The 24332-nt window shown below is 70.8% G+C and carries 17 protein-coding genes; 5 read left to right on the top strand and 12 right to left on the bottom strand.

The annotated features are described in order from the left end of the window. Positions 1-9 precede the first annotated feature (9 nt). Entirely contained in the window at positions 10-885 is an 876-nt protein-coding gene (gene nudC / locus QRN16_RS18675; protein ID WP_285189049.1) for an NAD(+) diphosphatase, read from the bottom strand. A gap of 87 nt (positions 886-972) precedes the next feature. Further along, a complete protein-coding gene (locus tag QRN16_RS18670; RefSeq protein ID WP_027506830.1) occupies positions 973-2043 on the bottom strand; it encodes a potassium channel family protein in 1071 nt (356 codons plus the stop codon). Positions 2044-2202: 159 nt separating this feature from the next. Here QRN16_RS18670 and QRN16_RS18665 point away from each other — a divergent pair, with 159 nt between their 5' ends. Next, complete coding sequence (locus QRN16_RS18665; protein ID WP_285188878.1) at positions 2203-2634, top strand: DoxX family protein; 432 nt, start codon at positions 2203-2205, stop codon at positions 2632-2634. On the opposite strand, the gene QRN16_RS18660 is transcribed toward QRN16_RS18665, so the two are convergent. Together QRN16_RS18660 and QRN16_RS18655 are read right to left on the bottom strand one after the other, a co-directional pair. Beyond that, entirely contained in the window at positions 2635-5991 is a 3357-nt protein-coding gene (locus tag QRN16_RS18660) for an ATP-dependent helicase (protein ID WP_285188877.1), read from the bottom strand. It abuts the gene before it with no gap. Further along, complete coding sequence (locus QRN16_RS18655) at positions 5988-9377, bottom strand: ATP-dependent helicase (RefSeq protein WP_285188876.1); 3390 nt, start codon at positions 9375-9377, stop codon at positions 5988-5990. Before QRN16_RS18655 ends, QRN16_RS18660 begins: the two co-directional genes overlap by 4 nt. A gap of 112 nt (positions 9378-9489) precedes the next feature. On the opposite strand from QRN16_RS18655, the gene QRN16_RS18650 reads away from it, so the two are divergent. Continuing rightward, positions 9490-10311, top strand: a complete 822-nt coding sequence (locus QRN16_RS18650; RefSeq protein WP_056447840.1) for an alpha/beta fold hydrolase — start codon at positions 9490-9492, stop codon at positions 10309-10311. Next, complete coding sequence (locus QRN16_RS18645) at positions 10308-10610, top strand: MGMT family protein (protein WP_027506835.1); 303 nt, start codon at positions 10308-10310, stop codon at positions 10608-10610. The genes QRN16_RS18650 and QRN16_RS18645 overlap by 4 nt, the downstream gene beginning before the upstream one ends. Before the next feature lie 7 nt (positions 10611-10617). On the opposite strand, the gene QRN16_RS18640 is transcribed toward QRN16_RS18645, so the two are convergent. Further along, the gene (locus QRN16_RS18640; RefSeq protein WP_285188875.1) at positions 10618-12099 is read right to left on the bottom strand and encodes an aminotransferase-like domain-containing protein; all 1482 of its coding nucleotides are present in this window, start codon (positions 12097-12099) and stop codon (positions 10618-10620) included. A 75-nt stretch (positions 12100-12174) separates the two neighbouring features. On the opposite strand from QRN16_RS18640, the gene QRN16_RS18635 reads away from it, so the two are divergent. Together QRN16_RS18635 and QRN16_RS18630 are read left to right on the top strand one after the other, a co-directional pair. Beyond that, complete coding sequence (locus QRN16_RS18635) at positions 12175-12309, top strand: hypothetical protein (RefSeq protein ID WP_261769634.1); 135 nt, start codon at positions 12175-12177, stop codon at positions 12307-12309. A 33-nt stretch (positions 12310-12342) separates the two neighbouring features. Further along, positions 12343-14139 (top strand): NTP transferase domain-containing protein, encoded by a 1797-nt coding sequence (locus QRN16_RS18630; protein ID WP_156380533.1) that lies wholly within the window; start codon positions 12343-12345, stop codon positions 14137-14139. Here QRN16_RS18630 and QRN16_RS18625 read toward each other — a convergent pair. The 7 genes from QRN16_RS18625 to QRN16_RS18595 form a co-directional block, all read right to left on the bottom strand. Next, the gene (locus tag QRN16_RS18625; protein ID WP_285188874.1) at positions 14081-14809 is read right to left on the bottom strand and encodes a sirohydrochlorin chelatase; all 729 of its coding nucleotides are present in this window, start codon (positions 14807-14809) and stop codon (positions 14081-14083) included. The two genes, QRN16_RS18630 and QRN16_RS18625, sit on opposite strands and share 59 nt — an antisense overlap. After that, positions 14806-16011 (bottom strand): uroporphyrinogen-III synthase, encoded by a 1206-nt coding sequence (locus tag QRN16_RS18620; protein ID WP_442973139.1) that lies wholly within the window; start codon positions 16009-16011, stop codon positions 14806-14808. Before QRN16_RS18620 ends, QRN16_RS18625 begins: the two co-directional genes overlap by 4 nt. Further along, the gene (nirD, locus tag QRN16_RS18615) at positions 16011-16466 is read right to left on the bottom strand and encodes a nitrite reductase small subunit NirD (protein ID WP_051613601.1); all 456 of its coding nucleotides are present in this window, start codon (positions 16464-16466) and stop codon (positions 16011-16013) included. Before nirD ends, QRN16_RS18620 begins: the two co-directional genes overlap by 1 nt. Before the next feature lie 101 nt (positions 16467-16567). Further along, the gene (nirB, locus tag QRN16_RS18610; protein ID WP_285188871.1) at positions 16568-19081 is read right to left on the bottom strand and encodes a nitrite reductase large subunit NirB; all 2514 of its coding nucleotides are present in this window, start codon (positions 19079-19081) and stop codon (positions 16568-16570) included. Between the two features lie 47 nt (positions 19082-19128). Further along, positions 19129-20691: an FAD-dependent oxidoreductase gene (locus QRN16_RS18605; protein WP_285188869.1), complete on the bottom strand. Its 1563-nt coding sequence runs from the start codon at positions 20689-20691 to the stop codon at positions 19129-19131. Continuing rightward, positions 20688-22853 (bottom strand): molybdopterin oxidoreductase family protein, encoded by a 2166-nt coding sequence (locus QRN16_RS18600; protein WP_285188868.1) that lies wholly within the window; start codon positions 22851-22853, stop codon positions 20688-20690. Before QRN16_RS18600 ends, QRN16_RS18605 begins: the two co-directional genes overlap by 4 nt. Continuing rightward, entirely contained in the window at positions 22850-24322 is a 1473-nt protein-coding gene (locus tag QRN16_RS18595; RefSeq protein WP_373425225.1) for a nitrate/nitrite transporter, read from the bottom strand. Before QRN16_RS18595 ends, QRN16_RS18600 begins: the two co-directional genes overlap by 4 nt. Between the last annotated feature and the right edge of the window lie 10 nt (positions 24323-24332).

The raw sequence follows: 24332 nt of genomic DNA, 5'->3' as shown, positions 1-24332 counted from the left end.
TCGCGTTCGTCAGGACTCGAGCGCCGCCCACGACTCCACCATCGCGCGGGCGATGGAGATGCTTCCCGGAAGCAGGAGCGGAGCGTCCTCCGAGGCGCTCCAGTCCCCGGCGGCGAGGGCGGTGCGTACCTCGTCACGGGTGAACCATCGCGCCTCCGCGATCTCACCGTCGTTGAACGACAGCGGTTGTGAGGCGTTCGCGCGCGCCGCGAACCCGATCATCACCGAGCGCGGGAACGGCCAGGGTTGACTGCCGAGATAGGTGATGTCGGACACGTCGAGACCGACCTCCTCGCCCACCTCGCGGCTCACGCACGTCTCGAGCGACTCCCCCGCCTCCACGAAACCGGCGAGCACCGACATCCGACGCTCCGGCCACATCGGCTGGCGTGCGAGGAGGACGCGGTCCGCCCCGTCGTGCACGAGGACGATGATCGCCGGGTCGGACCGAGGCCACTCCTCGTGGCCCGTGAGGGTGCTGGTGCGGGACCACCCCGCCGACGAGAGCACGGTCGGTGATCCGTCGCGCGCACTGAACGCCGCTGACCGGTGCCAGTTCAACAACGCCACCGCCGTCACGACCAGCCCCGCCGACGACTCCGTGAGGACGTCGCCGAACGACCGCAGATCCGTCACCTCGCCGGTGAGTGCGGAGACGGAGACCGCCCAGACGTGGTGGTCGTCGACGACTCCCAGGAACACTGCGTCCTCCGGCGGCGAGTCCGCCGTGTCGACGGCCGGTACGAGCGCCACTCGACCGTCCTCGACCGGCACGCGACCCTGACTGTCCACGCGCAACAGCCGTGCGGTGGGCCACCCTGCGGCGAGTGCCGCGTCGTCGCGACGCAATTCCTCGGCGCGGTCGATCGGGGAACGCGAGAGCATGGGCTCGGACAGAAGTCGGAAGGACACGTCACGACCCTACTGACCGGGTCCGACGGCGGCAGATCCGGTGCACCGCAGTGCGGCTGGTCAGTTGGAGACGCGTCGGATGTAAAGCAGTCTGTCGTCCGCCTCGATCGCATCGACCTCGGGCGAACCGACCCGCACCAGACGACCGTCACGGACCACACCGAGCACGATGTCCGACAGGTGGCGGGGCGATCCGCCGACCTCGTCGCGTTCGACCTCGCGCTCGGCGATCGCGAAGCCCGCCTCGGGGGTCAGCAGGTCCTCCATCATCTCCACGACGCTCGGCGTGGTCGTCGCGATACCCAGCAGTCGCCCGGCGGTCTCCGAGGAGACCACCACGGAATCGGCGCCCGACTGGCGCAGGAGATGCACGTTCTCCGCCTCGCGCACCGCGGCAACGATCTTCGCCTTGGGCGCGATCTCCCGCGCCGTGAGCGTCACCAGCACGGCGGTGTCGTCCCGGTTGGTCGCGACGATGATCGACGCGGCGTACTGAGCACCGGTCAGGCGCAGGACATCCGACCGGGTGGCCGAGCCCTGCACGGTCACCAGGCCCAGGTTGCTCGCCGCGTCCAGGGACGACTGATCGGTGTCGACGACCACGATGTCCGAGGCCGACACCCCGTCTCCGAGCATCGCGGCGATCGCGGTGCGACCCTTCGTGCCGTACCCGACGACCACGGTGTGATTGCGCACGTTGCGCCTCCATCGCTGAATCTTGAACGCCTGGCGCGAACGTTCGGTGAGCACTGACAGGGTGGTGCCGACGAGCAGGATCAGGAAGAAGACGCGCAGCGGCGTGATGACCAGGATGTTCACCAGGCGCGCGGACGGGGTGATGGGCGCGATGTCGCCGTAGCCGGTGGTCGACAGCGACACGGTCGTGTAATAGAAAGCGTCGAGGAAGGACAGCTGATTGTCCTGGTTGTCGGCGTACCCGTCCCGGTCCACGTAGACGACCATGGCGGCCACGAAGAGCGTGGCGAGCGCGATGATGATGCGCTGGTAGATCGCTCGCCAGGGGCTCTGCTCGAACTCCGGGATCCGCAGGACACCCACCAGTGCGAAGTCGGGGCGATCCGTGAGTCCGGTGTCGGTGTTCAGCAGCCGATTCCGCAACCGTCCTGCCATGAATGTGGTCCTCGTTCGTCGCTCGTGGTCGTCGATCCGCCTCGTCGGCTGCCGTGACTGTATCGGAGCATCGAGCCGCCGACCGCCATCAGTCGCTGCAGAACTCCGGTGCTCCACCGTCCTGTTGGCAACGAGCAGACGATGGTGCAGGCTGCGACCATGACGCTCCGTACCTTGCCGCTGCTCGATTCCGTTCGACTCCCGTCGCGCCGACGGGCGGCGGACAGGGCGGCGCAGCGACTCGCGGTCCTCCTCGGCGGAGCCGGTGTCCTGCACTTCGTCACACCGGCGCCGTTCGATTCCCAGGTGCCGCACGTGCTCCCCGGATCACCGCGGACGTACACGTACGTGTCGGGAGTGGCGGAGCTCGGACTGGCGGCCGGACTGATCGTTCCCCGCACTCGTCGCCTGGCCGGCGCCGCGGCCGCCGCCTTCTTCGTGGCCGTGTTCCCGGCCAACCTGCAGATGGCCGCGTCGTGGTTGCAGAGCGAGAAGACCTCGACCGCGATGAAGGTGGGGGTCGTGGCTCGACTGCCGCTGCAGATCCCGCTGATCACGCAGTCCTGGAAGGTGTACCGCGACGCGCGCTGATCACGTCGCCGGGTCCGCGCCCGCCGTGGAGATGATCTCCGCCAACCGTTCCGCGTCCGGGAGATCCGTCGGAGACACGGTGACTCCCGATCGCACGTAGTGGAAGGCCGCCCGCACCGTGGTGAGGGGCACCGGCTCGGAGCGGGTCGCCGACATCAGCTCCGCCCAGGCGAGTCGGTAGGCGGCGAGCTGGATCGCCACCGCACGTTCCTCGGCCGGTGTCGGCTGCGCGCCGGTCTTCCAGTCCACCACCGTCCAGCCACCGTCGGAGTCCGCGAACACGGCGTCCATCCGTCCCCGCAACACGACTCCACCGACCGACGTCTCGAACGGGACCTCCACCTCGACGGGACTGCGCAACGCCCACGGTGACGCGTCGAACGCACGCTGCAGCTCCTCGAGGTCCGTGTCGGCGGCCGAGGCGCCGTCCGCCGCGCCGGGCAGCTCGTCCAGGTCGAGCAGGCGGGTCGCCCCGAAGCGTCGTTCGACCCAGGCGTGGAACGCGGTGCCGCGACGCGCCAAGGGGTTGGGCGCGAACGGGACCGGTCGCCGCAGCGTCGATGCCAGGGCGTCCGGATCCGCGACCAGGTGGACCACCTGGCTCACCGACATGGTGTCGGGCACGACGACGTCGGTTTCCGGCCGCGACACCGCATCACGTTCGGCGAGAAGCAGTTCGACGTCACGCGCCCACCCGTCGGGATCGTCGTCGTCCGGATTCTCGGACGACGATTCCTCGACCGATGCCGACTCGACGAGTGCGGCGCGCACGGCTGCAGACCCCATGATCACGTCCTCACGGCGGGCACCCAGCGGATCGGCCGGCCAGAGTGCCGTCAGTTCGACTGTCGCGTAGGGGTTGTCGGCTCCGTCCGGCGGAGTGGGTTCCCAGTGCTGCACGGTCCCGATCTCCGCGCCGCCGATCGCCGAGGTGGTCTCGACGAGGCCGTGCAGTTCGGCGAGGAACGACGAGGGACCCTTCGGCGACGAGGCGCCGGGAGCCCAGTGGTGCGCCGAGACCAGCAACACCCGCTCGGTGCGCGTGAGGGCGACGTAGAACAACCGTCGGTCCTCGTCGAGTCGGCGACGTGCGAGCGCAGCCTTGTGTTCGGTGACGGCGTCGGCGATGTCGCCGCGGTGCGTCGCGCCCTCGAGATCGAGAACGGGGACGCCCCCGGCGTCGTCACCCGGAATCGCCCTGTCACCGCGCAGGGACGGCGGTAGCTCGGCCACCGAGCCCAACCAGGACGCGGACGACCTGGTGGACGGGAACACGCTCTCGCAGACGTGCGGTACCGCCACGACCTCCCACTCCAGACCCTTGGCGGAGTGCACGGTGAGCACCTGCACCCGGTGCGGGTCGACGTCGACCTCGCCGGGCGCGAGGCCGTCCTCCACGGACTCGGCGGCGGACAGGAAGGACAGCAGTCCGGTGAGAGTCGCCGTCTGCTGATCGCCGTACTCCGCGACCACCTCGGCGAAGGCGTCGAGATGCTCGCGCCCGCCCGCGTCCCCCGACGGACGACGTGCCCCCGCCTCCACGTCGATCCCGAGCACTCGCTCGACGTCGGCGACCAGATCGGGAAGTGGCTGACCGAGCCGGTGGCGCAGTGACTGCAGTTCCCCGCCGAGGGCGAGGATGCGCCGATGTCCCGCCTCGGAGTAGCGCGACGGGTCGCCCGGATCCGCCAGGGCGTCCACCAGCCCGGACTGTTCCGATCGCTCCCCGGGCATGCCGTCCTCGAGCGCGCGCCCCAACTCCTCGGCGTCGGTGACCGTGCCCGTCCGCCCGCGGCCGGTGTGCGCCGCGATCTCCCGCGCTCGACTCCACAGGGCACGCAGATCGGCGGCACCCAGTTGCCAGCGCGAGCCGGTGAGAACGCGCATGGCGGCGCTGCCGGCCAGCGGGTCGCTCACCAGCCGCAGCATCGCCACGAGGTCGGCGACCTCGGGCGTCCGGAGCAGCCCACCGAGTCCGACGACCTCGACCGGCAGGCCTGCGCCGCGCAGAACCTCGGCCACCGGCCCCGCATCGGCGTTGCGCCGCACCAGGACCGCCGCGGTGGGCGGAGTGCGCCCGTCCTCCCGCGCCGTGCGGTACTCCCCCGCGATCGCCTCGGCGATCCACCGGCGCTCGTCGTCCACCGTGGTGGTCAGCGCGAGCCGGACATCGCCGGGCACCGCACCGGGACGCGCGCGCAACTCGTCCACCGCGACACCGCGCATGCGCAACGGGGCAGCCACCGCATTGGCCAGCGCGAGCGCCTCGGGCGGGTTGCGCCAGCTGGTCGACAACTGACGCACCGGGGCCGCACAGCGCGCCGAGCGTGGGAAGTCGGTACCGAACCGGGGCAGGTTCGCCGCGGACGCACCGCGCCAGCCGTAGATCGACTGCATCGGGTCGCCGACGGCCGTCACCGTCAGAGTGGAGTCACGGCCACCCCCGAACAGCGAGGACAGCAGGACGCGCTGCGCGTGACCGGTGTCCTGGTACTCGTCGAGCAGCACCAGCCGGCACCGCGTGCGCTCGTCGCGGCCCACGTTCGGGTGGTCCGCCGCGACACGCGCGGCCAGGGACATCTGCCGCCCGAAGTCGAGCAGTCCGTCACGGGTCATGACCTCGTGGAGCCGCGCCACCAGGGGCAGCAGATCGAGCCGGTGTTCCTGCACCTGCAGTATGCCCAGCAGGTCCTTGGTGGGACCGCCGCTCTTCTGCTTCGGGCCCGGTGGCAGATGGTGGATCAGCTTCTCGAGCTCGGTGTGGGCCTCTCCCAGGTCGCCCGGTTCGACCAGGTGCTCGGCGAGCTGACCGGACAGGGCGAGCACGGATTCCGTGATCGACGCCGGTGCCCGGTCCAGTGGGACGTCGCCGTCCCATGCGGCCACCACGCGGTGGGCCAGCTGCCACAGCTCGGTCTCCGACACGAGGGTCGTGGACGGTTCGAGCGGCAGCACCATGCCGTGGCGTTGGAGCAGTCGGCCCGCGTACGAGTGGTACGTGCTCACCTCGGGCTCGCCCGACAGGACGGTGCGCCGCAGCTCACCGGACGGATCGAGACGCCGCAGCAGGTCGGACCCGGCCAATCGGGCCAGCCGTTGGCGAATGCGCGTGGTGAGCTGCTGGGCGGCCTTGCGCGTGAAGGTCAGGCCCAGCACCTCCTCCGGCCGGACCAGACCGTTGGCCACCATCCAGACCACTCTCGCCGCCATGGTCTCCGTCTTGCCGGCACCGGCGCCGGCGACGACCAGCAACGGACCGCGCGGAGCCGCGATGATCTCCGACTGCTCGTCGGTGGGCGGGAACTGGCCGAGAGCGACGGCGACCTCGGCGGGGCTCACTCGGGCCACGTCTCTCATCCTTCGGTCACCTGCCTGCCTCTGTCCTGTGCCGGGCAGGACGACGCTATCGGGCAGTGCCGACAGCCGTCGTTGACGCGAGCCTCGAACACCGGGCCCCGCGTGGCACGCGCCGCGTCGACGACGACGGTGCGCCACTGCTCGAGGGTCTCCCCCGTGAGTGCTGCCTGCGCTCGTTCGGTGGCACCGGTCCTGGTGTGCGGCTTGGCGACGTAGACCAACCGCCCGCCGCCGGGACTGCCGGCCGGTTCGCCCTCGACCGCACCGGCGGCGAGTGCCACCTGATACGTCGCGAGCTGCGCGTGCTCGGCCGTCGCCGCGGCCGTCGCCGCGTTCTTACCGGTCTTGACGTCGACGACCACGGGTCGTCCGTCGGGGTCACGTTCGAGCCGATCGATCCGTCCGCGCAGCGCGACGGCGGGCTCGTCCGGCGTGCGCGGTTCCAACACCCCGTCCACCGGCACCTCGACACCGGCCTCCGTCAGCTCGCCGCGTGAGCGTGACATCCACTCCTGAAACGTCTCGATCATGGTGGCGGTACGTGCGAGCTCCTTGCGCGAGAACCACGCAGATCCGAGATCGACTGCCACCCAGGCTTTCTCCAGCTCTCTGCGCACCTCGTCCGGCGGCACCCGACCGGCCACTGCCTGCACCAGCGTGTGCACCAGCGTTCCGGTGACCGCGTGCACGGTGTCGCCGTCGGTGCCCCCGTTGCGTTCGAGCGCCCACCGCAGCGGGCACGCGGTGAGCACCTCCACCGTGGACGGCGACAACGACACCGGCCCGTCCGCCGGATCCCACAGCGGCAACTCGGTACTGGTTCCGGACAGCCCGTACCACTCGTCCGGGTGGGCGCCGCGCACCCCTTCCCTCGCCAGTCGCGCCAGGTGCCGTGCGGCGCGCGCATGGCGGTCGGGGTCGTTCTCCGCGACACGACGGTCGCACACGACCGCACGCAGCTCGGCGACCAGAGCGGGCAACGCGAGCACCCGGCCGAGAGGCGCGGTGGGGCCGGCACCGGAGTCGCTCTCGTCGACGTCCGAGTACCGCACGGCATCGGACGCGAGCAGGTCGTCCACGAACCTCGACCGCACGGTGTCCGCGCCACCGGTCACCGAGTCGACGGCGGTGACGAGCAGGCTCGACCGTGCGCGGCTGCACGCCACCAGGAACAGGCGACGTTCCTCCGCGAGCAACGGTGCGGTCCGCGAGACCCGATCGTCCAACTCGCGATCGCCGTCGGAGACACCCGCGGCGAGATCCACCAGGGCCTCGACCCCGAGCAGCGATCCGCGCGGGCGCAGCGCGGGCCACAGTCCCTCCTGTACGCCCGCCACCGCGACGACGTCCCACTCGCGCCCGACCGCGGCATGGGCACTCAGAATCCGCACCGCGTCGGGAACGATCGCGGGACGCCGCCCGTCGCCCACGGGAACCTCCTGGTCGGTGACGTACTCGACGAACCCCTCCAGGGTGCCGCGCGGGAGTGCGTCGACGTACGCGGCCGCGGCGTCGAACAACGCGACGACGCTGTCCAGATCCCGATCTGCCTGCACGCCGAGAGGCCCACCCCGGGCGGACGACGCCACCCACCGGCGTTCGAGCCTGGTGGCACGCCACCCGGCCCAGAGTGCGTCCTCGACGCGACGACCGGCCGGGCCCACTGCCTTCGCGATGGCCGTGACCACGGCACGGACGCGGGTGAGCGGTGCCTTCTCGACGTCGGACAGACGTGCGACGAGCGGGTCGACCGAGGAGCCGATCATCGCGGCGCGCAGCAGCACGGACGAGTCCCGCTCGCCGCCCTCGGCCACGTCGCCCCGCCGTAGCCCGCGACGCAGTCTGCGGACGGCGAGCGGATCCGCCCCTCCGATGGGACCTTCGAGCAGTGCCAACGCAGCGTCGTCGGAGAACACCGCCGCCGACCGCTCGGGTGCGCACCGGGCAGCGGCGACCGCACGCATCGCGAGCAGCAGGGCAGCCGCACCACGGTGCCGATGCAGGGGCACGGCCGTGGCGGACGACACCACCGGCACCCCCGCGGCGTGCAGCGCGCGACGCAGGGACGGCAGCGACCGCGGAACGGAGCGGACGACGACGGCCATCTCCGACCAGGGCACGCCGTCGGCGAGATGCGCGCGGCGGAACGTGTCGGCAATGGCGGTGGCCTCCTTCGCCGTCGAGGACGCGACGACCACCCGCACCGGCGGAACCGCGCGGGTCTCCTCCTCGGCCGACGGGTGTTCGTCCTCCGCCCTGTCGTCGCGGAACTGCGTGCCGACACGGTGTGCGACCCGACCGGACAGGTGCGCGGTGATCGCCCGCTGCACCGAGCCGACACCGGAGTCCGAACGGTGATTGCGGGACAACACGACGCGACGACCACTGTGCCCGTCGTCCAGATCGGTGAGGAAGTGCGCGTCCGCGCCGCGGAAGGAGAAGACCGCCTGATCGGGATCGCCGGCGACGACGGTGGACGACGCACCGGCGGAGAGCAGCCGCACCAGCTGGGCCGCCTGCGGATCGAGGTGCTGGGCATCGTCCACCAGCACGTGGCGGATGCGCCGACGTTCGGAGACGAGCAGGTCCGGATCCGTCGCGAACGCCGTGAGCGCTGCACCCACGAGCTCGGCCGCGTCCAGTCCGGGCGACGTGGCCTCCGGAGTCTCGACGCCGACCGATCCTCGAAGCAACATCGCCTGTTCGTACTGTGCGGCGAACTTGCCCGCAGCTACCCACTCGGGCCGAGAGTGCTTCCGCCCCCACGCGATCAGGTCCTCCGGACCGAGCCCGCGTTCCGCGGCGCGCAGGACGAGATCACGGAGCTCGGACGCGAAGCCCACCAGTCCGAGCGCCGGGCGCACGCGCTCCGGCCACCGGGCGGCGCCGTCCGCGATCTCACCGCGGAGCATCTCGCGGATCACGGAGTCCTGCTCCGCGTTGGTGAGGAGACGCGGCGGCGGATTGCCGTAGGCGGACGCCTGCAACCGCAGCACGGCGAAGGCGTACGAGTGCACCGTGCGTACGAGTGGCTCGCGTGTCGCGCGGGGCTCGGAGGACACGCCCAACAGCCCGGCGGTGATCTGCTCGCGCATGTCGACGGCCGCCTGACGCGAGTGCGTGAGCACCAGGACCGACTCCGGATCGCTTCCCGGCGCCGTCATCCGCGCCACCGCCACATCGGCCACGAGCGCGGTCTTCCCGGTGCCCGGACCGCCCAGAACCTGCCACGGCCGGGAGTCGCCGGGCTCACTCGGCGCGACCAGCGGCGCACACTCCTGCGGCCACGTGCGCACCTGCGCGACACGGTGCGTCCGGCGCACCAGCCGGATACCGCCACGGGTGACAGCCGCGTCTCCGGTGGTGCCCGCGCCGTCGTCGTTCATGAGGCGCATTGCATCATGGGAGTCCGACACACCCCCAGTTCCCACACAGCCCCCTCTCCGAGACCGACTCGGTTCCGCCACCGCGTCGACACTCGACCGCTCAGGAGACCCCATGCCGACGACCTCCGAATCCCCCGCCCCCACGACGGATGCCGACGACGTCGCCGTGTACGGCCCGGCGTCCGGACCGGTGGTCCTGGCGATCCACGGCATGACCGGCCACGGCAGGCGCTGGCAACGGTGGAGCGAGCACCTGCCCGAGGCCCGCGTCGTCGCTCCGGACCTGGTGGGTCACGGCAGGGCACCGTGGACTCCGCCGTGGTCGATCGAGCGCCAGGTCGATCGGCTGGCCGCCGTCCTACGGGCCCACTCGGCCGGGCCCGTCGTCGTGGTCGGCCACTCCTACGGGGGCGCGCTCGCGATCCATCTCGCGAGGTCGTTCCCGTCGCTCGTCGCGGGACTGGTGCTGCTCGATCCCGCCATCGGCCTGTCGCCGGACTCGATGCTGGAGACGGCGCAGTCGACGGTGCTGTACGACGACTACACCGATGCCGCGGAGGCACGCTCGGAGAAGCTCCACGGCGCGTGGTCCGACGTCCACCCGGCTCTCGTCGACGAGGAGATCGCCGAACACCTGGTGGACACCGACGACGGGCGAGTGCGATGGCGGACGTCGACGGCCGCCGTCGTCGCGTCGTGGGGCGAGCTCGCGCGCCCGTTCGTGCTGCCGCCCAGTGACATTCCGGTCACCGTCGTGCGCGCCGCGCGGGTGGACCCGCCGTACCTCACACCGGAGTTCCGGGACGCACTCGTCCGCTCGTCGCCGGACGTGCGGATCGTCGACCTGGACTGCGACCACATGGTGCCGCAGGCGAAGGGTCCCGAATCGGCCGCTCTGGTCGACGAGATGATCCGACGCGTGACGACGTCGTGAGCCGCATCACCGACGAACAGGTCGAGGCCGTGCGCGCCGTCGTGGCCGCAGTCCCCCCGGGCAGTGTCACCACGTACGGCGACATCGCCCGGGTCGTCGGACTGCCCAGCCCACGCATCGTCGCGTGGATCATGCGGACGGACTCCTCCGATCTGCCGTGGCACCGGGTCATCCGTGCCGACGGCCGCCCGGCTCCCCACCTCGTGACACGTCAGCTCGCGGCGCTGGCCGAGGAGGGGGTGTCGTCCGTCGACGGCCGCATCGCTCTGGCCTCGGTCCGGTACCGCCACGAGCCCTGATCGAGTGTCAGACCATCGCTTCGGGGACGGCGTGCGACGGAACGCTCTCGCGGGGCCCGGCATCGACTCCCGCTCCCACCAGTTCCGCCAGGACGGCGACCGCGTCCTCGATCTCCTCGGGGCTGCGGGAGAACGGGATGCGTTGGCACTCGTCGAAGGCGTATCCCGTCCCGAAGCGTGATCCGGGGGCGAGCAGCAGTCCGCGACCGCGGGCCGATTCCACCAGGTCCGTGGACCGGACGCCCGATGGCAGCATGCACCACAGCGACAGTCCGCCGCGCGGCCGGTGGAACGTCCAGCCCGGCAGCGACCGCGTCACGGCCGCCATCGCCGTGTCGCGACCCGCCCGCAGCTGATCGGCGCGGTGCGCCACCACCGCGTCGTACTCGCCGAACAGTTCCACGGCCGTGTACTGATCCATCATCGACACCGAGAGCTGCCGCCTCGCGTAGGTCGTGGCCACGCGCGCCAGGTGCACCGGGTCCGCGCGCACCCACCCCACCCGCAGCCCGCCCCACACGGTCTTGCTCAACGATCCGACGGTGATGCAGGCGCGGTCCGGGACCGGTGCGCCGAACGGCTCGACGTCGGCGTCGCCGTCGAGACGGAGGTCGGCCGACGCCTCGTCCACCACGGTCACCACGGCGTGCCGATGCAGCGTGGCCGCGAGCCGACGCCGGGACGTCTCGGGCAACACCGCCCCGGACGGGTTGGAGTGGTCGGGCATCAGGTAGGCCAGTACCGGATCATGTTGCCGCGCAGCCCTGTCCATGTTCTCCACGAACGTGTCGGGATCATCCGGATCGATGGCCACCGGAACACACTTGCCACCCACGGCTCGCACCATGTCGATGGCACCCGGGTAGGTCGGGTGCTCGGTCAGCACACGATTGCCCTGTTCGACGAAGGTGTCGATCACGGCGTGCAACGCATCGCTGGCGCCAGCGGTCACGAGAATCTGGTCGGCGCTGGTGGGGAGCCCGCGAGCGGAGTAGTACCGGGCGATCGCCTCGCGCAGTCGGCCCACACCGGTGGGCACGTAGCCGACGTGCAGGCCCGTCGTGCTCAGCGCGCGGGCAGCAGCGTCGTAAGCGGGTCCCAGCAGGGCCGAGGCCGGCGGCGCGGCGTTGACGAACTCGAGCACGCCCGGTTGGGTGCCGCGCAGGATGCCGCCCCACGGCTGACTGTCCCCGCGCGGAACGACGAAGGTGCCCGCCCCGTGCACCGACACCGCGATGCCGTGCTCACGGAGTTCGCGATAGGCCGACGCGACCGTCACACGGCTGACCCCCAGCACCGACGCGAGGACGCGCTCCGCGGGCAGGCGGGCATCGGCGGCCACCGCGCCTTCCTCGACGAGACGGTGCAGTTCCTGCGCGAGTCCGAGGTACAGGGACCGACTGTCCCGCGCGACGGCGGTCATGTCGATCGCGGCGGCGAGTGCGCGCGCCGACAACCCGTCGCGCAGCCGTGCGGGAGTGGATGCCATGCCGCCACTATGCCACAGTCCACTCGAGTCCAGTGGACTGCTCCACCAGGCCTCTCGGCGGTCGAGACTCTGTCCATGATCGTCATCGGAACACTTCTGGCCCTGTCCACTCTCAGCATCGGGTTCGGCGCCGTCGCCGTCGCGGGCGGCGGTCGCCACTCTCTCGAGGGCCCACCGCGCAGTCGGCCCGTGTCCACCACCGGTCGATGAGGCTGCCGCGTCGCCTCCACTACTGTGGATCACATGTCGGGACGCACAGCGCGCACGGACGCGCTGATACTCGCCGGCGGACGCAGCTCACGGATGCAGGGAACCACCAAGCCTGCCGCGCTCGTGGACGGAGTCACCCTCGTCGATCGGGTGCTGGGAGCGACGTCGTTCTGCACCGTCACCGTCCTCGTCGGACCGGACGACGTGACTGCCGACCCGCCGGGACCGAGGCGTGTCCGCCGCACCCGCGAGGACCCGCCGTTCGGAGGCCCGGTACGTGCGTTGGCGGCCGGGCTGGCCGTCACCGTCGACGACGGTGACGGTCCGCGGGAGAACGACGTCGTGTTGACCCTGTCCGCCGACCTGCCGTACATCACCGAGCCTGCACTCCGACTGCTCGTGCGAGAACTGCTGCGAGACACGACAGTCGAAGCAGTGTTCGGAACCGACTCGACCGGTCGCACCCAGTACCTCGTGGGCGCCTGGCGTCGCGACGCCCTCGTTCGAGGCGTCACCGCCGCGCTCGCACGCTGTCCGGCGGACGCCGAGCGCGGCCCGTCCATCCGCGACGCCCTGCCGGACGTCGTGGGCACCGTGGCGCTCACCGGCATCGACGACGTGGACACGCCCACCGAACTCGCGGCCGTCCGCACCGCGTCGAGACGCCCCTCCGTCGAGGTGGCGCGCGTCCTCGTGGGGAGCAGACTCACCGCGATCACACCTCGTACCGCGTCCCTGGCCGACAGCCTCGGCGGCACGCTCGCGGAGCCGCTGATCGCCGCACGCCCGTTTCCGAGCTTCGTCACGTCCGCGATGGACGGCTACGCCGTGCGCGGCGACGGACCCTGGCACGTCGACGACGCCGTGGTGGTCGCCGGCGCCACCGACGACGTCGTCCTCGACACCGGCCACGCGGTGCGCATCGCCACCGGCGCAGCGGTTCCGGCGGAGGCGGGCGTGGTACGCGACGAGTTCGTCGTTCTCGACGACGACGGTCTGCTCCACCGGTCGGACGGCGCACCCGTGCGCGACGACGCCCGCAGTGTCGCCGAGGACTGGGACGGCGGAAGCGAACTCGCGCCGGCGGGCACCGTCATCTCCCCCGCCGTCGTGTCGGCCGCGCTCTCTGCCGGCGTGATCCGGGCGTCGACGCGCCCCGCCCCGACCGTCCGACTCGTTCTCACGGGCGACGAGATCGGCGACGACACCGCGCCGGTGGCCGGGCGCATCCGCGACACCATCGGGCCGGTCATGCCGACGTACCTACGGTCGTGCGGGTTCGCACTCGCCGACGTCGCGCACTGCGCCGACACCGACGATGCCTTCGACGCGGCGATCCACGGCGGTGCGGACTCCGCACCGCCGGACGTCGTCGTCATCATCGGCGCGACCGGCGGCGGCGCCGCGGATCGACTGGACGACGCACTTCGACGTGCCGGAGCACACCGTGTCGTCGACGGACTCGCCTGTCGCCCCGGCGGTTCCGCCTCCGTCTCGGAGCTGCCCGATCATCGCGTGGTCCTGGGTGTTCCCGGCAATCCGTATGCCGCCGTCACCACGGTGATGCTGCTCGGCCCCGCCATCGCCGCGGCCTTGACCGGACGGTCCGTCCCGATACCGCTGACCGGAACACTGGCCACCGAGGTCGATGCCGGTGACGTCACTCGAGCCCTGCCCGCGTCCTACCTCGGTGCGGGTACCTGGCGGTGCGAGAGCTCTGTGCGTACAGCACATCTCGCGGCGCTGGTGGGCCGTGACGGCATCGCCGTCGTCACTGCGGGCCGGAGTCCGGGCGCTCCCGTCGAAATCGTGCCGCTGCCGCAGAGATGACGTCGGCACCCTCGCGGTAGCGATCGACGAGCAGCTGCACCACTCCCCCGTGCAGCCCCAGCGGTTCGGTGACACCGTCCGCTCCGGCGGACTGCAACCTCGTGTGAAAGAGGCCGGGCGCCAACAGGTACGAGGCGACGAAGACCTTCTCCCCGGTGGCCTTCAGAGTGGGGACCAGGTCCGCCGCGCGCGGCTCGCCCGTGGCGACGTAGGCGACGGTGACCGCCGATCCGGTGACGGCGGCGAGCTGATCCGCCGCGGTGTGCACGTCGTCGAGGGCCCGCACGTCGGAGGAGCCCGCCGCGGCGAGGACGATGCGATCGCCGGTCGTCCATCCGATCTGCTCGAGCCTGTCACGCAGTACCCGCGCGAGGTCGAGATCCGGGCCCAGTGCGCGGGTGACGTGGACGTCGTCGTGACCGCTCTCGGCGATCTCGCGGGGCACGTCCGCGTGCACGTGATAGCCCGAGGCCAGGAAGGCGGGCACGACCACGACGGGACCGTCGACATCGCGCAGGACCTCCGACGGAGTGGGTCCCAGCACGTCGACGAAGGCGACCCGCACCGAGCCCACGTGCGGAGCCACGGCGTCGGCCAGCGCGGCGATCACCTCGACGCCGGCGGGGTTGCGCGTGCCGTGCGCGACGAGGACGAGTCGAGGATCGCTCACGACGCCTCCCCCGTCCGGCCGAGGCCGCCGCCCGGAGCACTCGACACGGCGTCGATCAGGTCGTCCGCGCTGTCGTCGACGGCGAGGCGGTATCCCCGCTTGACGACGGTCTGGATCGCTCTGGGTGCGCCGAGCGCGGACCGCACTCGCGCCATGGCCGTCTCGACGGCATGGGTGTCGCCGCCCCCACCCGGCAGAGCGGCGAGCAGGTCCTCGCGGGAGATCACCTGTCCGGGACGGCGAGCGAGAGTCTTCAGCACGGCCATGCCCGCGGGTGACAGAGCCTTGGGTGTGCCGTCGACGACGACGCACGCGCCGAGAACGCGCAACTCGTGACCGCCGGCCCGGACGATGCCCGCTCGACGCGGAAGTTCGTCGGCGACGTGGCGCACGAGAGCTCCGACACGCGCCCGCGCGGGCGCCGTCGTGGGAACACCCAGTACGTCGAGCGGAGCGGAGGTCACGGGCCCGACGCACACGGCGAGCACCCGATCGCGGAACGACTGCAGCATCGGTTCCAGCACACCGTTCTCCTTGGCGCGCATCAACATCGAGGCCACGGCGGGGGCACTGGTGAAGGTCACCGCATCGAGGTCACCACACAGTACGGCTTCGATCATGCGGTCCATCGGTGCCGAGTCGTCGGGTTGCACCCAGCGGTAGACCGGAACCGGGATGACCGTCGCGCCGGCCTGCCGCAGCACCTCGCAGAAGTCCGGAACGGGCTCCCACTCGGTGGTGGCGCCGTGCAGTTGCACCGCGACGCGGACGCCGTCCACGCCCTCCGCCAACAGATGTTCCAGCACCTCCGCGGACGACTCGGACTCCGGTGACCATTCCTCGCGCAGACCTGCTGCACGGATGGCTCCCTTGGCCTTAGGCCCACGGGCGAGGATGCGGGTGCCCTCGAGGGCCCGAGTGAGCTCCTCGGCGTCGCCCCACCCGTCGGCGGCCTCCATCCAGCCACGGAAACCGATGCCCGTGGTGGCCACGGTGACAGCCGGCGGAAACTCGATGATCTCGCGGGTACGACGACCGAGCTCCGCATCGTCCGACAGCGGAATGATCCTGATCGCCGGGGCGTGCACCACGTTCGCTCCGCGCCGTACCAGCAGCGAGGCCAGTTCGTCGGCGCGTCGAGCCGCGGTGACGCCCACGGTGAACCCCGCGAGGGGAGCGTCGGACGAGGTCGGCTGATCGATCACGGGGATGTCGTCTCCGTTCCACTTCTCGGCCGGACGGATGTGCCCGAGGTCTGGGTCGATGCGCCCGAGGGCTGGGCGGACACTGCGACGACGCCGTCGATCACGGTGACCTCGTGTACCGCCAAGGTCGTGTCCGGGTCGTCGAGGCAACGGCCGTCCACCAGCGAGAATACCTGCTTGAGCAACGGCGACGCGACGGTCGGCTCGCCGCCGCGGTCCCCGACCAGTCCGCGCGACATCACGGCGGCCCGTCCGAAGGGGTCGATGTTGCTCACGGCGAACAGCTCCTCGTCGCCGGTGCGGAACAACGCCACCTGCGCCCCGGAGGGCAGCAACACGGCGACTCCCCGACCCGGAGTGAGTTCCGAGAGTGCGAGCGCGGTGATCCACTCGTCGGTGTCGCCGCTGGTCACGGTCGTGGAATGGCGAGGTGCTGAGTCGATGACAGTCATGGTGGTCCTCCCTGGGGACAGTTCTACGGGGCTGGTGTTACTCGGCCGTTACGGCGACATGACGGGCCACATCTCGGCCGGCCTCCGGCCTTCCCGACCACTCACCCGACCGGAACGGACGGCATCCCCATCAGGACCGGAACCTTGCGGCCACCGGACTCGTCGAACGAGACGGTGGGGTCGGGCTCCTCCGGGGCGTTGACGAACGAGACGAAGCGCGCGAGCTTGGTCTCGTCCTCCAACACACCCCGCCACTCGTCCCTGTAGCCCTCGACGTGCGACGCCATCGCTGCCTCGAGGTCCGCGGCGATACCCAGGCTGTCCTCGCACACGACGGCGCGCAGGTGGTCGAGTCCGCCCTCGAGACTCTCGACCCACGGCGCCGTGCGCTGCAGGCGGTCCGCCGTGCGCACGTAGAACATGAGGTACCGGTCGATGTACCGGACGAGGGTGGTGTCGTCCAGCCCCGACGCGAGGAGTTGCGCGTGCTTGGGCGACTGCCCACCGTTGCCGCCGACGTACAGGTTCCAGCCACTCTCGGTGGCGATGATGCCGACGTCCTTGCCGCGCGCCTCGGCGCATTCGCGGGCGCAGCCGGACACACCGAACTTGATCTTGTGCGGGGACCGCAGACCCCGGTAGCGCTTCTCGAGGTCGACGGCCATGCCCACGGAGTCCTGCACGCCGTAGCGGCACCACGTGGACCCGACGCAACTCTTCACGGTGCGCAACGACTTCCCGTAGGCCTGACCCGACTCCATGCCGGCGTCGACCAGTCGCTTCCAGATGGCGGGGAGCTGCTCCACGCGCGCGCCGAACATGTCGATGCGCTGACCACCCGTCACCTTGGTGTACAGACCGAAGTCGCGTGCCACCTCACCGATGACGATCAATTGTTCGGGAGTGCACTCCCCACCCGGCATCCGCGGCACGACGGAGTAGGTGCCGTTCTTCTGGATGTTGGCGAGGAAGTGATCGTTGGTGTCCTGCAGTGCAGCCTGCTCACCGTCGAGGATGTGCTCCGAGGACGTGGACGCCAGGATCGAGGCCACGACCGGCTTGCAGATGTCGCAGCCGGCGCCGCGGCCGTGAGCGGCGACGAGACCGGAGAACGTGCGGATGCCCGCGCCGGCGACGATCTCGAACAACTCGCGCCTCGACTGGGAGAAGTGCTCGCACAGGGCCTTCGACATGACCACGCCCGACGCGGCGAGCAACTGCTTGATCGTGGGAAGACAGCCACCGCATGTGGTGCCGGCGTCGGTGCAGGACTTGACCGAGGCGATGTCGCAGGCGCCCGCAGCGATGGCCGAGCAGATGGTCCCCTTGTCCACACCGTTGCACGAGCACACCTCGGCATCGTCGGGAAGCGCTCCGGCGCCGAGCTTCTCGCCGCTCGGCGAGATCAGTGCAGCCGGATCGCCCGGGAGTTCGCGGCCGACGAGCGGGCGCAGCGTCGCGTACGCCGACGCGTCCCCCACCAGGATGCCGCCGAGCAGAGTCCTCGCGTCGTCCGACAGCACGAGCTTGGCGTAGGTGCCCTTCGCGGCATCGTTGAGCACCACCTCGAGTGCGCCCTCGGTGGCGCCCATCGCGTCTCCGAAACTGGCGACGTCGACACCGAGCAGTTTGAGCTTGGTCGAGAGGTCCGCGCCCGGGAACTCGGCGGTACCGCCGACGAGCCGATCGGCGACGACCTCCGCGCTGGAGTACCCCGGAGCGACGAGACCGTAGCACCGGCCCTCGATGGCCGCACACTCGCCGATGGCGTAGATCGCGGGATCCTCGGTACGGCAACCGATGTCGGTGAGTATGCCACCACGCTGGCCGACCGGGAGGCCGCTGGTGCGGGCGAGAGCGTCCTGCGGGCGGACACCCGCCGAGAACACCAGCAGGGCGGCGTCGATGACGCTACCGTCCGCCAGAGTGACGTCGATGCCGTGATCGTTCTCGGCGATGGCCGAGGTGCCGACACCGGCGTGGACGGTGACACCGAGCTCGGTGACGAGCTTCGCCAGGACCGCACCGCCGCCCTCGTCGACCTGCAGCGGCATCAGTCGCGGCGCGAATTCCACCACGTGCGGCGTCATGCCCATCTGCTTCAGGGCGTTCGCGGCCTCGAGACCGAGCAGGCCGCCGCCGACGACCACTCCCACCGCGCCGGGGCCGGCCGCGTCGGCGCAGGTGCGTATGCGATCAAGGTCGTCGATCGTGCGATAGACGAAGCAGCGATCGAGGTCGTGCCCCGCGATGGGCGGGACGAACGGGTAGGACCCCGTGGCCATGACCAGAGCGTCGTACGGCACCGCCGCACCGTCCGAGGTGGTGACCACCCGAGCGTCGCGGTCGATCGACTCGGCCCGCACGCCGGTACGGAGGGTCACCGCGGCGTCCCCGACATAGTCGTTGCCCGCCAACGCGAGTTCCTTGTGGTCCCAGGCGCCGACGTAGGACGAGAGCCCGACGCGGTCGTAGGCGGGGAGGGCCTCCTCGCACAGGACGGTGACGGACCACTCGCCGGCCGTGTCGCGTGCGCGCAGCGCCTCGACGAACCGGTGGCCCACCATTCCGTGTCCCACCACCACAGCTGTGCGGTGAGCGGTCTGGTCGGTCATGACAATCTCCTCGGGAAACGGTGAACGGGTGGTGTGACTCGGGTCGGTCATGCGGTGACCGGGAAGGCCGGAGGCCGGCCGTCCGTGACCGGGAAGGCCGGAGGCCGGTCGTCTGTGACCGGGAAGGCCGGAGGCCGGTCGTTGTCGGGGACGGGATCCGCTCGGTGCAGCCAGTCGCAGAGGCCGTCGACGACGCCCACGCAGCTACCGCAACCGGTGGTGGCGCGGGTCCTCTCGGCCATGGCCTCGGGGGTGTGGGCACCGCCGCGCCACGCGCTGACCAAGTGCTTCTTGGTGACGGTGTTGCAGCGGCAGATCACGGCTGCGTCGGGCATGGTCGACGGGTTGGCGCTCTCGGTGGGTCCACCGACGAGGTGCCCGAGCAGCAGGGTCATACGGTCGACGGGGACGAGCGATCCGCCGTCGAAGTACTGGCTGAGCGTTCCGACGACTTCCGGGTTGCCGAGCATCACCGCGCCGACCAGGCGGTCCTTGCGGACGACGACCTTCGCGTACCGGCCGCGGGTGGGGTCGCTCATGACGAGGACCTCGGACTCGGTGTCGTTCGGGTCGACGTCGATCTCGCCCATCGAGGCGAGGTCGACGTCGTGCGCCTTGAGGCGGGTGATCTGCGCGGTGCCGTGGTACTCGGCGCGGGACGCGCTGCCGCACAGCTGGTCCGCGACCACCCCGGCCATCTCCCAGGCGGGCTGGACCAGGCCGTAGACCTCACCGCGGTGCTGGGCGCACTCGCCGATCGCGCGGATGTGCGGGTCGGAGGTGCGCAGGTCGTCGTCGACGACGACAGCGCGGTCGACGTCGAGCCCGGCCGCGACGGCGAGGTCGATGTTCGGACGGATCCCGGCCGCGACGACGACCAGGTCGGCGGGCAACGCGCTGCCGTCGGACAACACGAGTTCGCGCGCGCCGTCGGGCGCGGTACGCAGAGCCTCGGCCCGAGCGCCCAGCGCCACGTCCATCCCCAGCTCTCGCAACACTCGGGTCAGTACGGCGCCGCCACCGGCGTCCATCTGCTTCTCCATCGGATACGCGCGGGGGTGGACGATGGTGACGTCCGATCCGCGCATGAGGGCGCCGCGTGCGGCTTCGATGCCGAGAAGCCCGGCGCCGATCACGACGACGCGGGAACCGGGTCCCGTTGCTGCGGTGATGGCGTCGCAGTCGGCGAGAGTGCGGAACGCCACCACGCCGTCCGCGGGGTGACCGTCCGCGTCGGTCATGCCGGGTGCAGGCGGCAGGAAGGAACGCGAGCCGGTGGCGAGGACGAGCGTGTCGTAGGTGTCCGTGGACCCGTCCGAGCGCGTGATCGTGCGGCGCTCGCGATCGATCGACGTGACCGCGACCCCGATGTGCGTCTCCAGACCGTTGCGCTCGCACCAGTTCTCGGGCTTGATCCGAGTGTCCCTCGGGGTCAGGTGCCCGGCGACCACGTTGGAGAGCAGGATGCGGTTGTACGCGGCGTGATTCTCGTCGCCGTAGACGACCACCTGGACGCGGGCCGCATCCGCGTCGCGTCGGTGGATCTCCTCCTGCAACCGGGCACCGGCGAGGCCGTTCCCGACCACGACGACGCGATGAGGTGCACTCATGCCGTCTCCCCGTCCGTCGCGCCGAGCAGGTGCGCGGCGATGCGCACCGCGCAGACCTTGAACTCGGGCATCCGGCTGGTGGGATCGAGTGCCGGGTTGGTCACGAGGTTGGCGCGCGCCGCGTCGGCGAAGTGGAACGGCAGGAACACCGTGTCGAGCCGCATCGACGCGTCGCACCGCACGCGGGCGACGACCGTTCCGCGGCGCGAGACGACGTCCGCGTCGTCGCCGTCCTCGAGCCCCGCGCGACCGGCGGTGTCCGGGTGGAGCTGGACGAACATCGGGCCTGCCGCCTCCGACAGGGACGGCACGCGCCGGGTCTGCGCACCGGACTGGTAGTGCGTGAGCACCCGCCCCGTCGTCGCGAGGAGAGGAAAGTCGGCGTCGGTGGGTTCTGCGGGCCCGACCTGGTCGACCGTGACGAAACGCGCTCGCCCGGTGGGTGTCTCGAAACGATCCAGGAACAGTCTCGGTGTGCCGCCGTGCGTCTCCGACGGTACCGGCCAGTGCAGCGCCTCCCCGGCGTCGAGACGCTCGTAGGTCACGCCCGAGTAGTCGGCGATGCCACCGCGGGACGCTCGGCGCAACTCCTCGAACACCGTCCGTGCGTCGCGGGGGAAGCGGTCGGCGGGCTGGCCCAGGCGAACGGCGAGATCGGCGAGGATGTCGAGCTCCCCGCGCGCGCCCTCGGGAGCGTCCACGGCCCTGCGCCGGCGCAGGATGCGGCCCTCGAGAGAGGTCATGGTGCCCTCCTCCTCGGCCCACTGCAGCGTCGGCAGCACCACGTCGGCCATCGCGGCAGTCTCGGAGAGCACGAAATCGGTGACGACGAGCATCTCGAGTGAGGCGAGCCGATCGACGACGTGACCGGCCCGCGGGGCCGAGACGGCGATGTTCGAGCCGTGCACCATGAGCGCGCGGGGACCACCGGGGGTGCCGAGGGCGTCGAGCAGTTCATAGGCGCTCAGTCCCGCACCCGGGAGTGCGGACTCCTCGATACCCCAGAGGGCGGAGATGTGTTCACGCGCTGCGGGATCGGTGATCTTGCGGTATCCGGGAAGCTGGTCCGCCTTCTGCCCGTGCTCGCGTCCGCCCTGTCCGTTGCCCTGGCCGGTGATGCAGCCGTATCCGGTTCCGTGTCGTCCGCACAGCCCCAGCACGAGAGAGAGTCCGATGACGGCCGAGACCGTGTCGGTTCCGGACGCGTGCTGTTCGGCTCCACGGGCGGTGAGCACGTAGGCGCCCGTACCCGCGTCCCGTGACTGCGCCAGCAACCGCACCGTCTCCCGCAGGCGAGCGACGGGAACGCCGGTGACGCGCTCGGTCCGCTCCGGCCACCACTGCGCCGCCGCCGTCCAGAACTCGTCGAAACCCTCGGTGCGTGAGTCGATGTAGTCGCGATCGGCGTACCCCTCGACCACTGCCAGGTGCACCAGGCCCAGTGCGAGGGCCAGGTCGGTGCCCGGCGACAGTTGCAGGTGCACTCCGCCGGCGGACACCGCCCGGTCCACCGTCGCGGTGCGCCGTGGGTCGGCGACGATGAGCCCGCCCGCGTCGGCGGCGGTCCGGAGATGCTGCACGAAGGGGGGCATCGTCTCCGCGACGTTGCCGCCCAGCACCAGCACGGCCCGCGCGGAACCGATGTCCGCCAACGGGAACGGCAGTCCTCGGTCGATTCCGAACGACTTGTTGCCGGCGGCCGCGGCCGACGACATGCAGAACCGCCCGTTGTAGTCGATGTTCGACGTGCCCAGCGCGACACGGGCGAACTTGCCGAGCATGTAGGACTTCTCGTTGGTCAGCCCGCCCGCCCCGAAGATCCCGACCGCGTCGGCGCCGTGCTCGGCCCGGACGCGTCGAAGCGTCGTGGCCACCGCGTCGAGTGCGGCGTCCCAGGTCGTCGGGACGAGTTCCCCGTCGACACGCACCAGTGGTGTGGTGAGCCTGCCGGGCACTCGCAGCACCTCGGCGGCGGTCCACCCCTTCTGGCAGAGACCACCCTTGTTGGTCGGGAACTGGCGGGCCTCGATCCCGGCGCTCGCTGCATCCGTGCCGGTGACGGTCATCGCGCACTGCAGCCCGCAGTACGGGCAGTGCGTCGCCGTACCTGCTCGGGTGGCCGGTGGCCGAAGGGTCTCCGGCACGGATGCAGCGACGGTCATACGGTGACCACGTCCTGCTCGTTCGCGGTACGCGCGCCGGATCGGCGGAGGTACACGGCCCACGTGGCCGCGGCGCAGAGGACGTAGAAGACGAGGAAGACCCAGAAGGCGGACGTGGCCGACTTCTCCGCGCCCGAGTACGACGCGCGCAGGACCAGGTTGATGCCCACTCCACCGAGCGCGCCGATCGCACCGGCGATACCGATGAGCGCACCGGACATCCGGCGGGACCACGCGGCCTGCTCGGTGGCCGACATCCCCACCAGCAACGTCGACTTCGACGCGAAGATCGCCGGGATCATCTTGTAGACGGAGCCGTTACCGAGCCCCGAGAGCACGAACAGCAGGATGAAGCCGACGACGTAGAACACCATCATCGATCCGGTCGCCGCTCCGGCCGTGGCGTCGTCCGTCATCGACGTCGCGACGAGGATGCCGGCGGAGAAGATCATCGCGACGAAGGTGTACATCGTGATGCGGCCGCCGCCGACGCGGTCGGCGAACTTGCCGCCGATCGGTCGGGACAGGGAACCGAGGAGCGGGCCGATGAACGCGATCTGAGCGGCGTGCAGGGAGGCCTGTGCCTGCATGGCCGGGGTGACCGCACCCCCGTCGGCCAGACCGGCGAGGAAGTTGATCTGCAAGATCTGCCCGAACGCGAAGCTGTAACCGATGAACGACCCGAACGTACCGATGTAGAGGAACGCGATCCACCACGAGTCGGAGAAACGCAGCACGTCGATCATGGAGCGGCCGTTGGTCTTCTGGTTGTCCAGGTTGTCCATGTACAGGGCCGCGCCCACGGCGGCGACCGCGATCAGGACGAGGTAGACGGCGCACACGATCTCGGGTGCGGTGTTGCCCACCGTCGCGATGACGAGGAGCCCGATGAGTTGGATGACGGGAACACCGATGTTGCCGCCGCCTGCGTTCAGTCCGAGAGCCCACCCCTTCTCACGCTGGGGATAGAAGGCGTTGATGTTGGTCATCGAGGAGGCGAAGTTGCCGCCGCCCAGTCCCGCGAACGCGGCCACGACGAGATACGTCGTGTACGAGGCGGGATTCATCATGAAGTACAACGTCAGCACGGTCGGGATCAGCAGCACGAGGGCGCTGAAGATCGTCCAGTTGCGGCCGCCGAACTTCGCGGTGGCGAACGTGTACGGGATTCGCAGGATGGCGCCGACCAATGTCGGCACGGCCACCAGGAAGAACTTCCCGGCCGGGTCGATGCCGTACTGCGCCATCGGCATGAAGAGCACCATCACGGACCAGATGGACCAGATGGAGAAGCCGACGTGCTCCGCGACGACGGACCAGATCAGGTTGCGGCGGGCGATGTGCTTGCCGCCGGCCTCCCAGGCCTCGACGTCCTCCGCGTCCCAGTTCGTGATGTGGTGCTTACGAGCGACTGCACCGGGGGCACCGGTGGGCGCCGTGGCAGCGCCGGTATCCGACAAGCTGGTCACGAGTGGCCTC

Origin of the sequence: Rhodococcus sp. MEB041, from assembly GCF_030208955.1 — a bacterium.
Classification (GTDB): Bacteria; Actinomycetota; Actinomycetes; order Mycobacteriales; family Mycobacteriaceae; genus Rhodococcoides.
Note: the sequence above shows the minus strand (reverse complement) of the source record. Positions and strands in the feature narration are given on the sequence as shown.

Bases quoted from the DNA above. Each gene is read 5' to 3' on its own strand.
- nudC (WP_285189049.1), bottom strand. From the start codon at position 885: ATGCTCTCGCGTTCCCCGATCGACCGCGCCGAGGAATTGCGTCGCGAC.
- QRN16_RS18670 (WP_027506830.1), bottom strand. From the start codon at position 2,043: ATGGCAGGACGGTTGCGGAATCGGCTGCTGAACACCGACACCGGACTC.
- QRN16_RS18665 (WP_285188878.1), top strand. From the start codon at position 2,203: ATGACGCTCCGTACCTTGCCGCTGCTCGATTCCGTTCGACTCCCGTCG.
- QRN16_RS18660 (WP_285188877.1), bottom strand. From the start codon at position 5,991: ATGAGAGACGTGGCCCGAGTGAGCCCCGCCGAGGTCGCCGTCGCTCTC.
- QRN16_RS18655 (WP_285188876.1), bottom strand. From the start codon at position 9,377: ATGAACGACGACGGCGCGGGCACCACCGGAGACGCGGCTGTCACCCGT.
- QRN16_RS18650 (WP_056447840.1), top strand. From the start codon at position 9,490: ATGCCGACGACCTCCGAATCCCCCGCCCCCACGACGGATGCCGACGAC.
- QRN16_RS18640 (WP_285188875.1), bottom strand. From the start codon at position 12,099: ATGGCATCCACTCCCGCACGGCTGCGCGACGGGTTGTCGGCGCGCGCA.
- QRN16_RS18635 (WP_261769634.1), top strand. From the start codon at position 12,175: ATGATCGTCATCGGAACACTTCTGGCCCTGTCCACTCTCAGCATCGGG.
- QRN16_RS18630 (WP_156380533.1), top strand. From the start codon at position 12,343: ATGTCGGGACGCACAGCGCGCACGGACGCGCTGATACTCGCCGGCGGA.
- nirD (WP_051613601.1), bottom strand. From the start codon at position 16,466: ATGACTGTCATCGACTCAGCACCTCGCCATTCCACGACCGTGACCAGC.
- nirB (WP_285188871.1), bottom strand. From the start codon at position 19,081: ATGACCGACCAGACCGCTCACCGCACAGCTGTGGTGGTGGGACACGGA.
- QRN16_RS18605 (WP_285188869.1), bottom strand. From the start codon at position 20,691: ATGAGTGCACCTCATCGCGTCGTCGTGGTCGGGAACGGCCTCGCCGGT.
- QRN16_RS18600 (WP_285188868.1), bottom strand. From the start codon at position 22,853: ATGACCGTCGCTGCATCCGTGCCGGAGACCCTTCGGCCACCGGCCACC.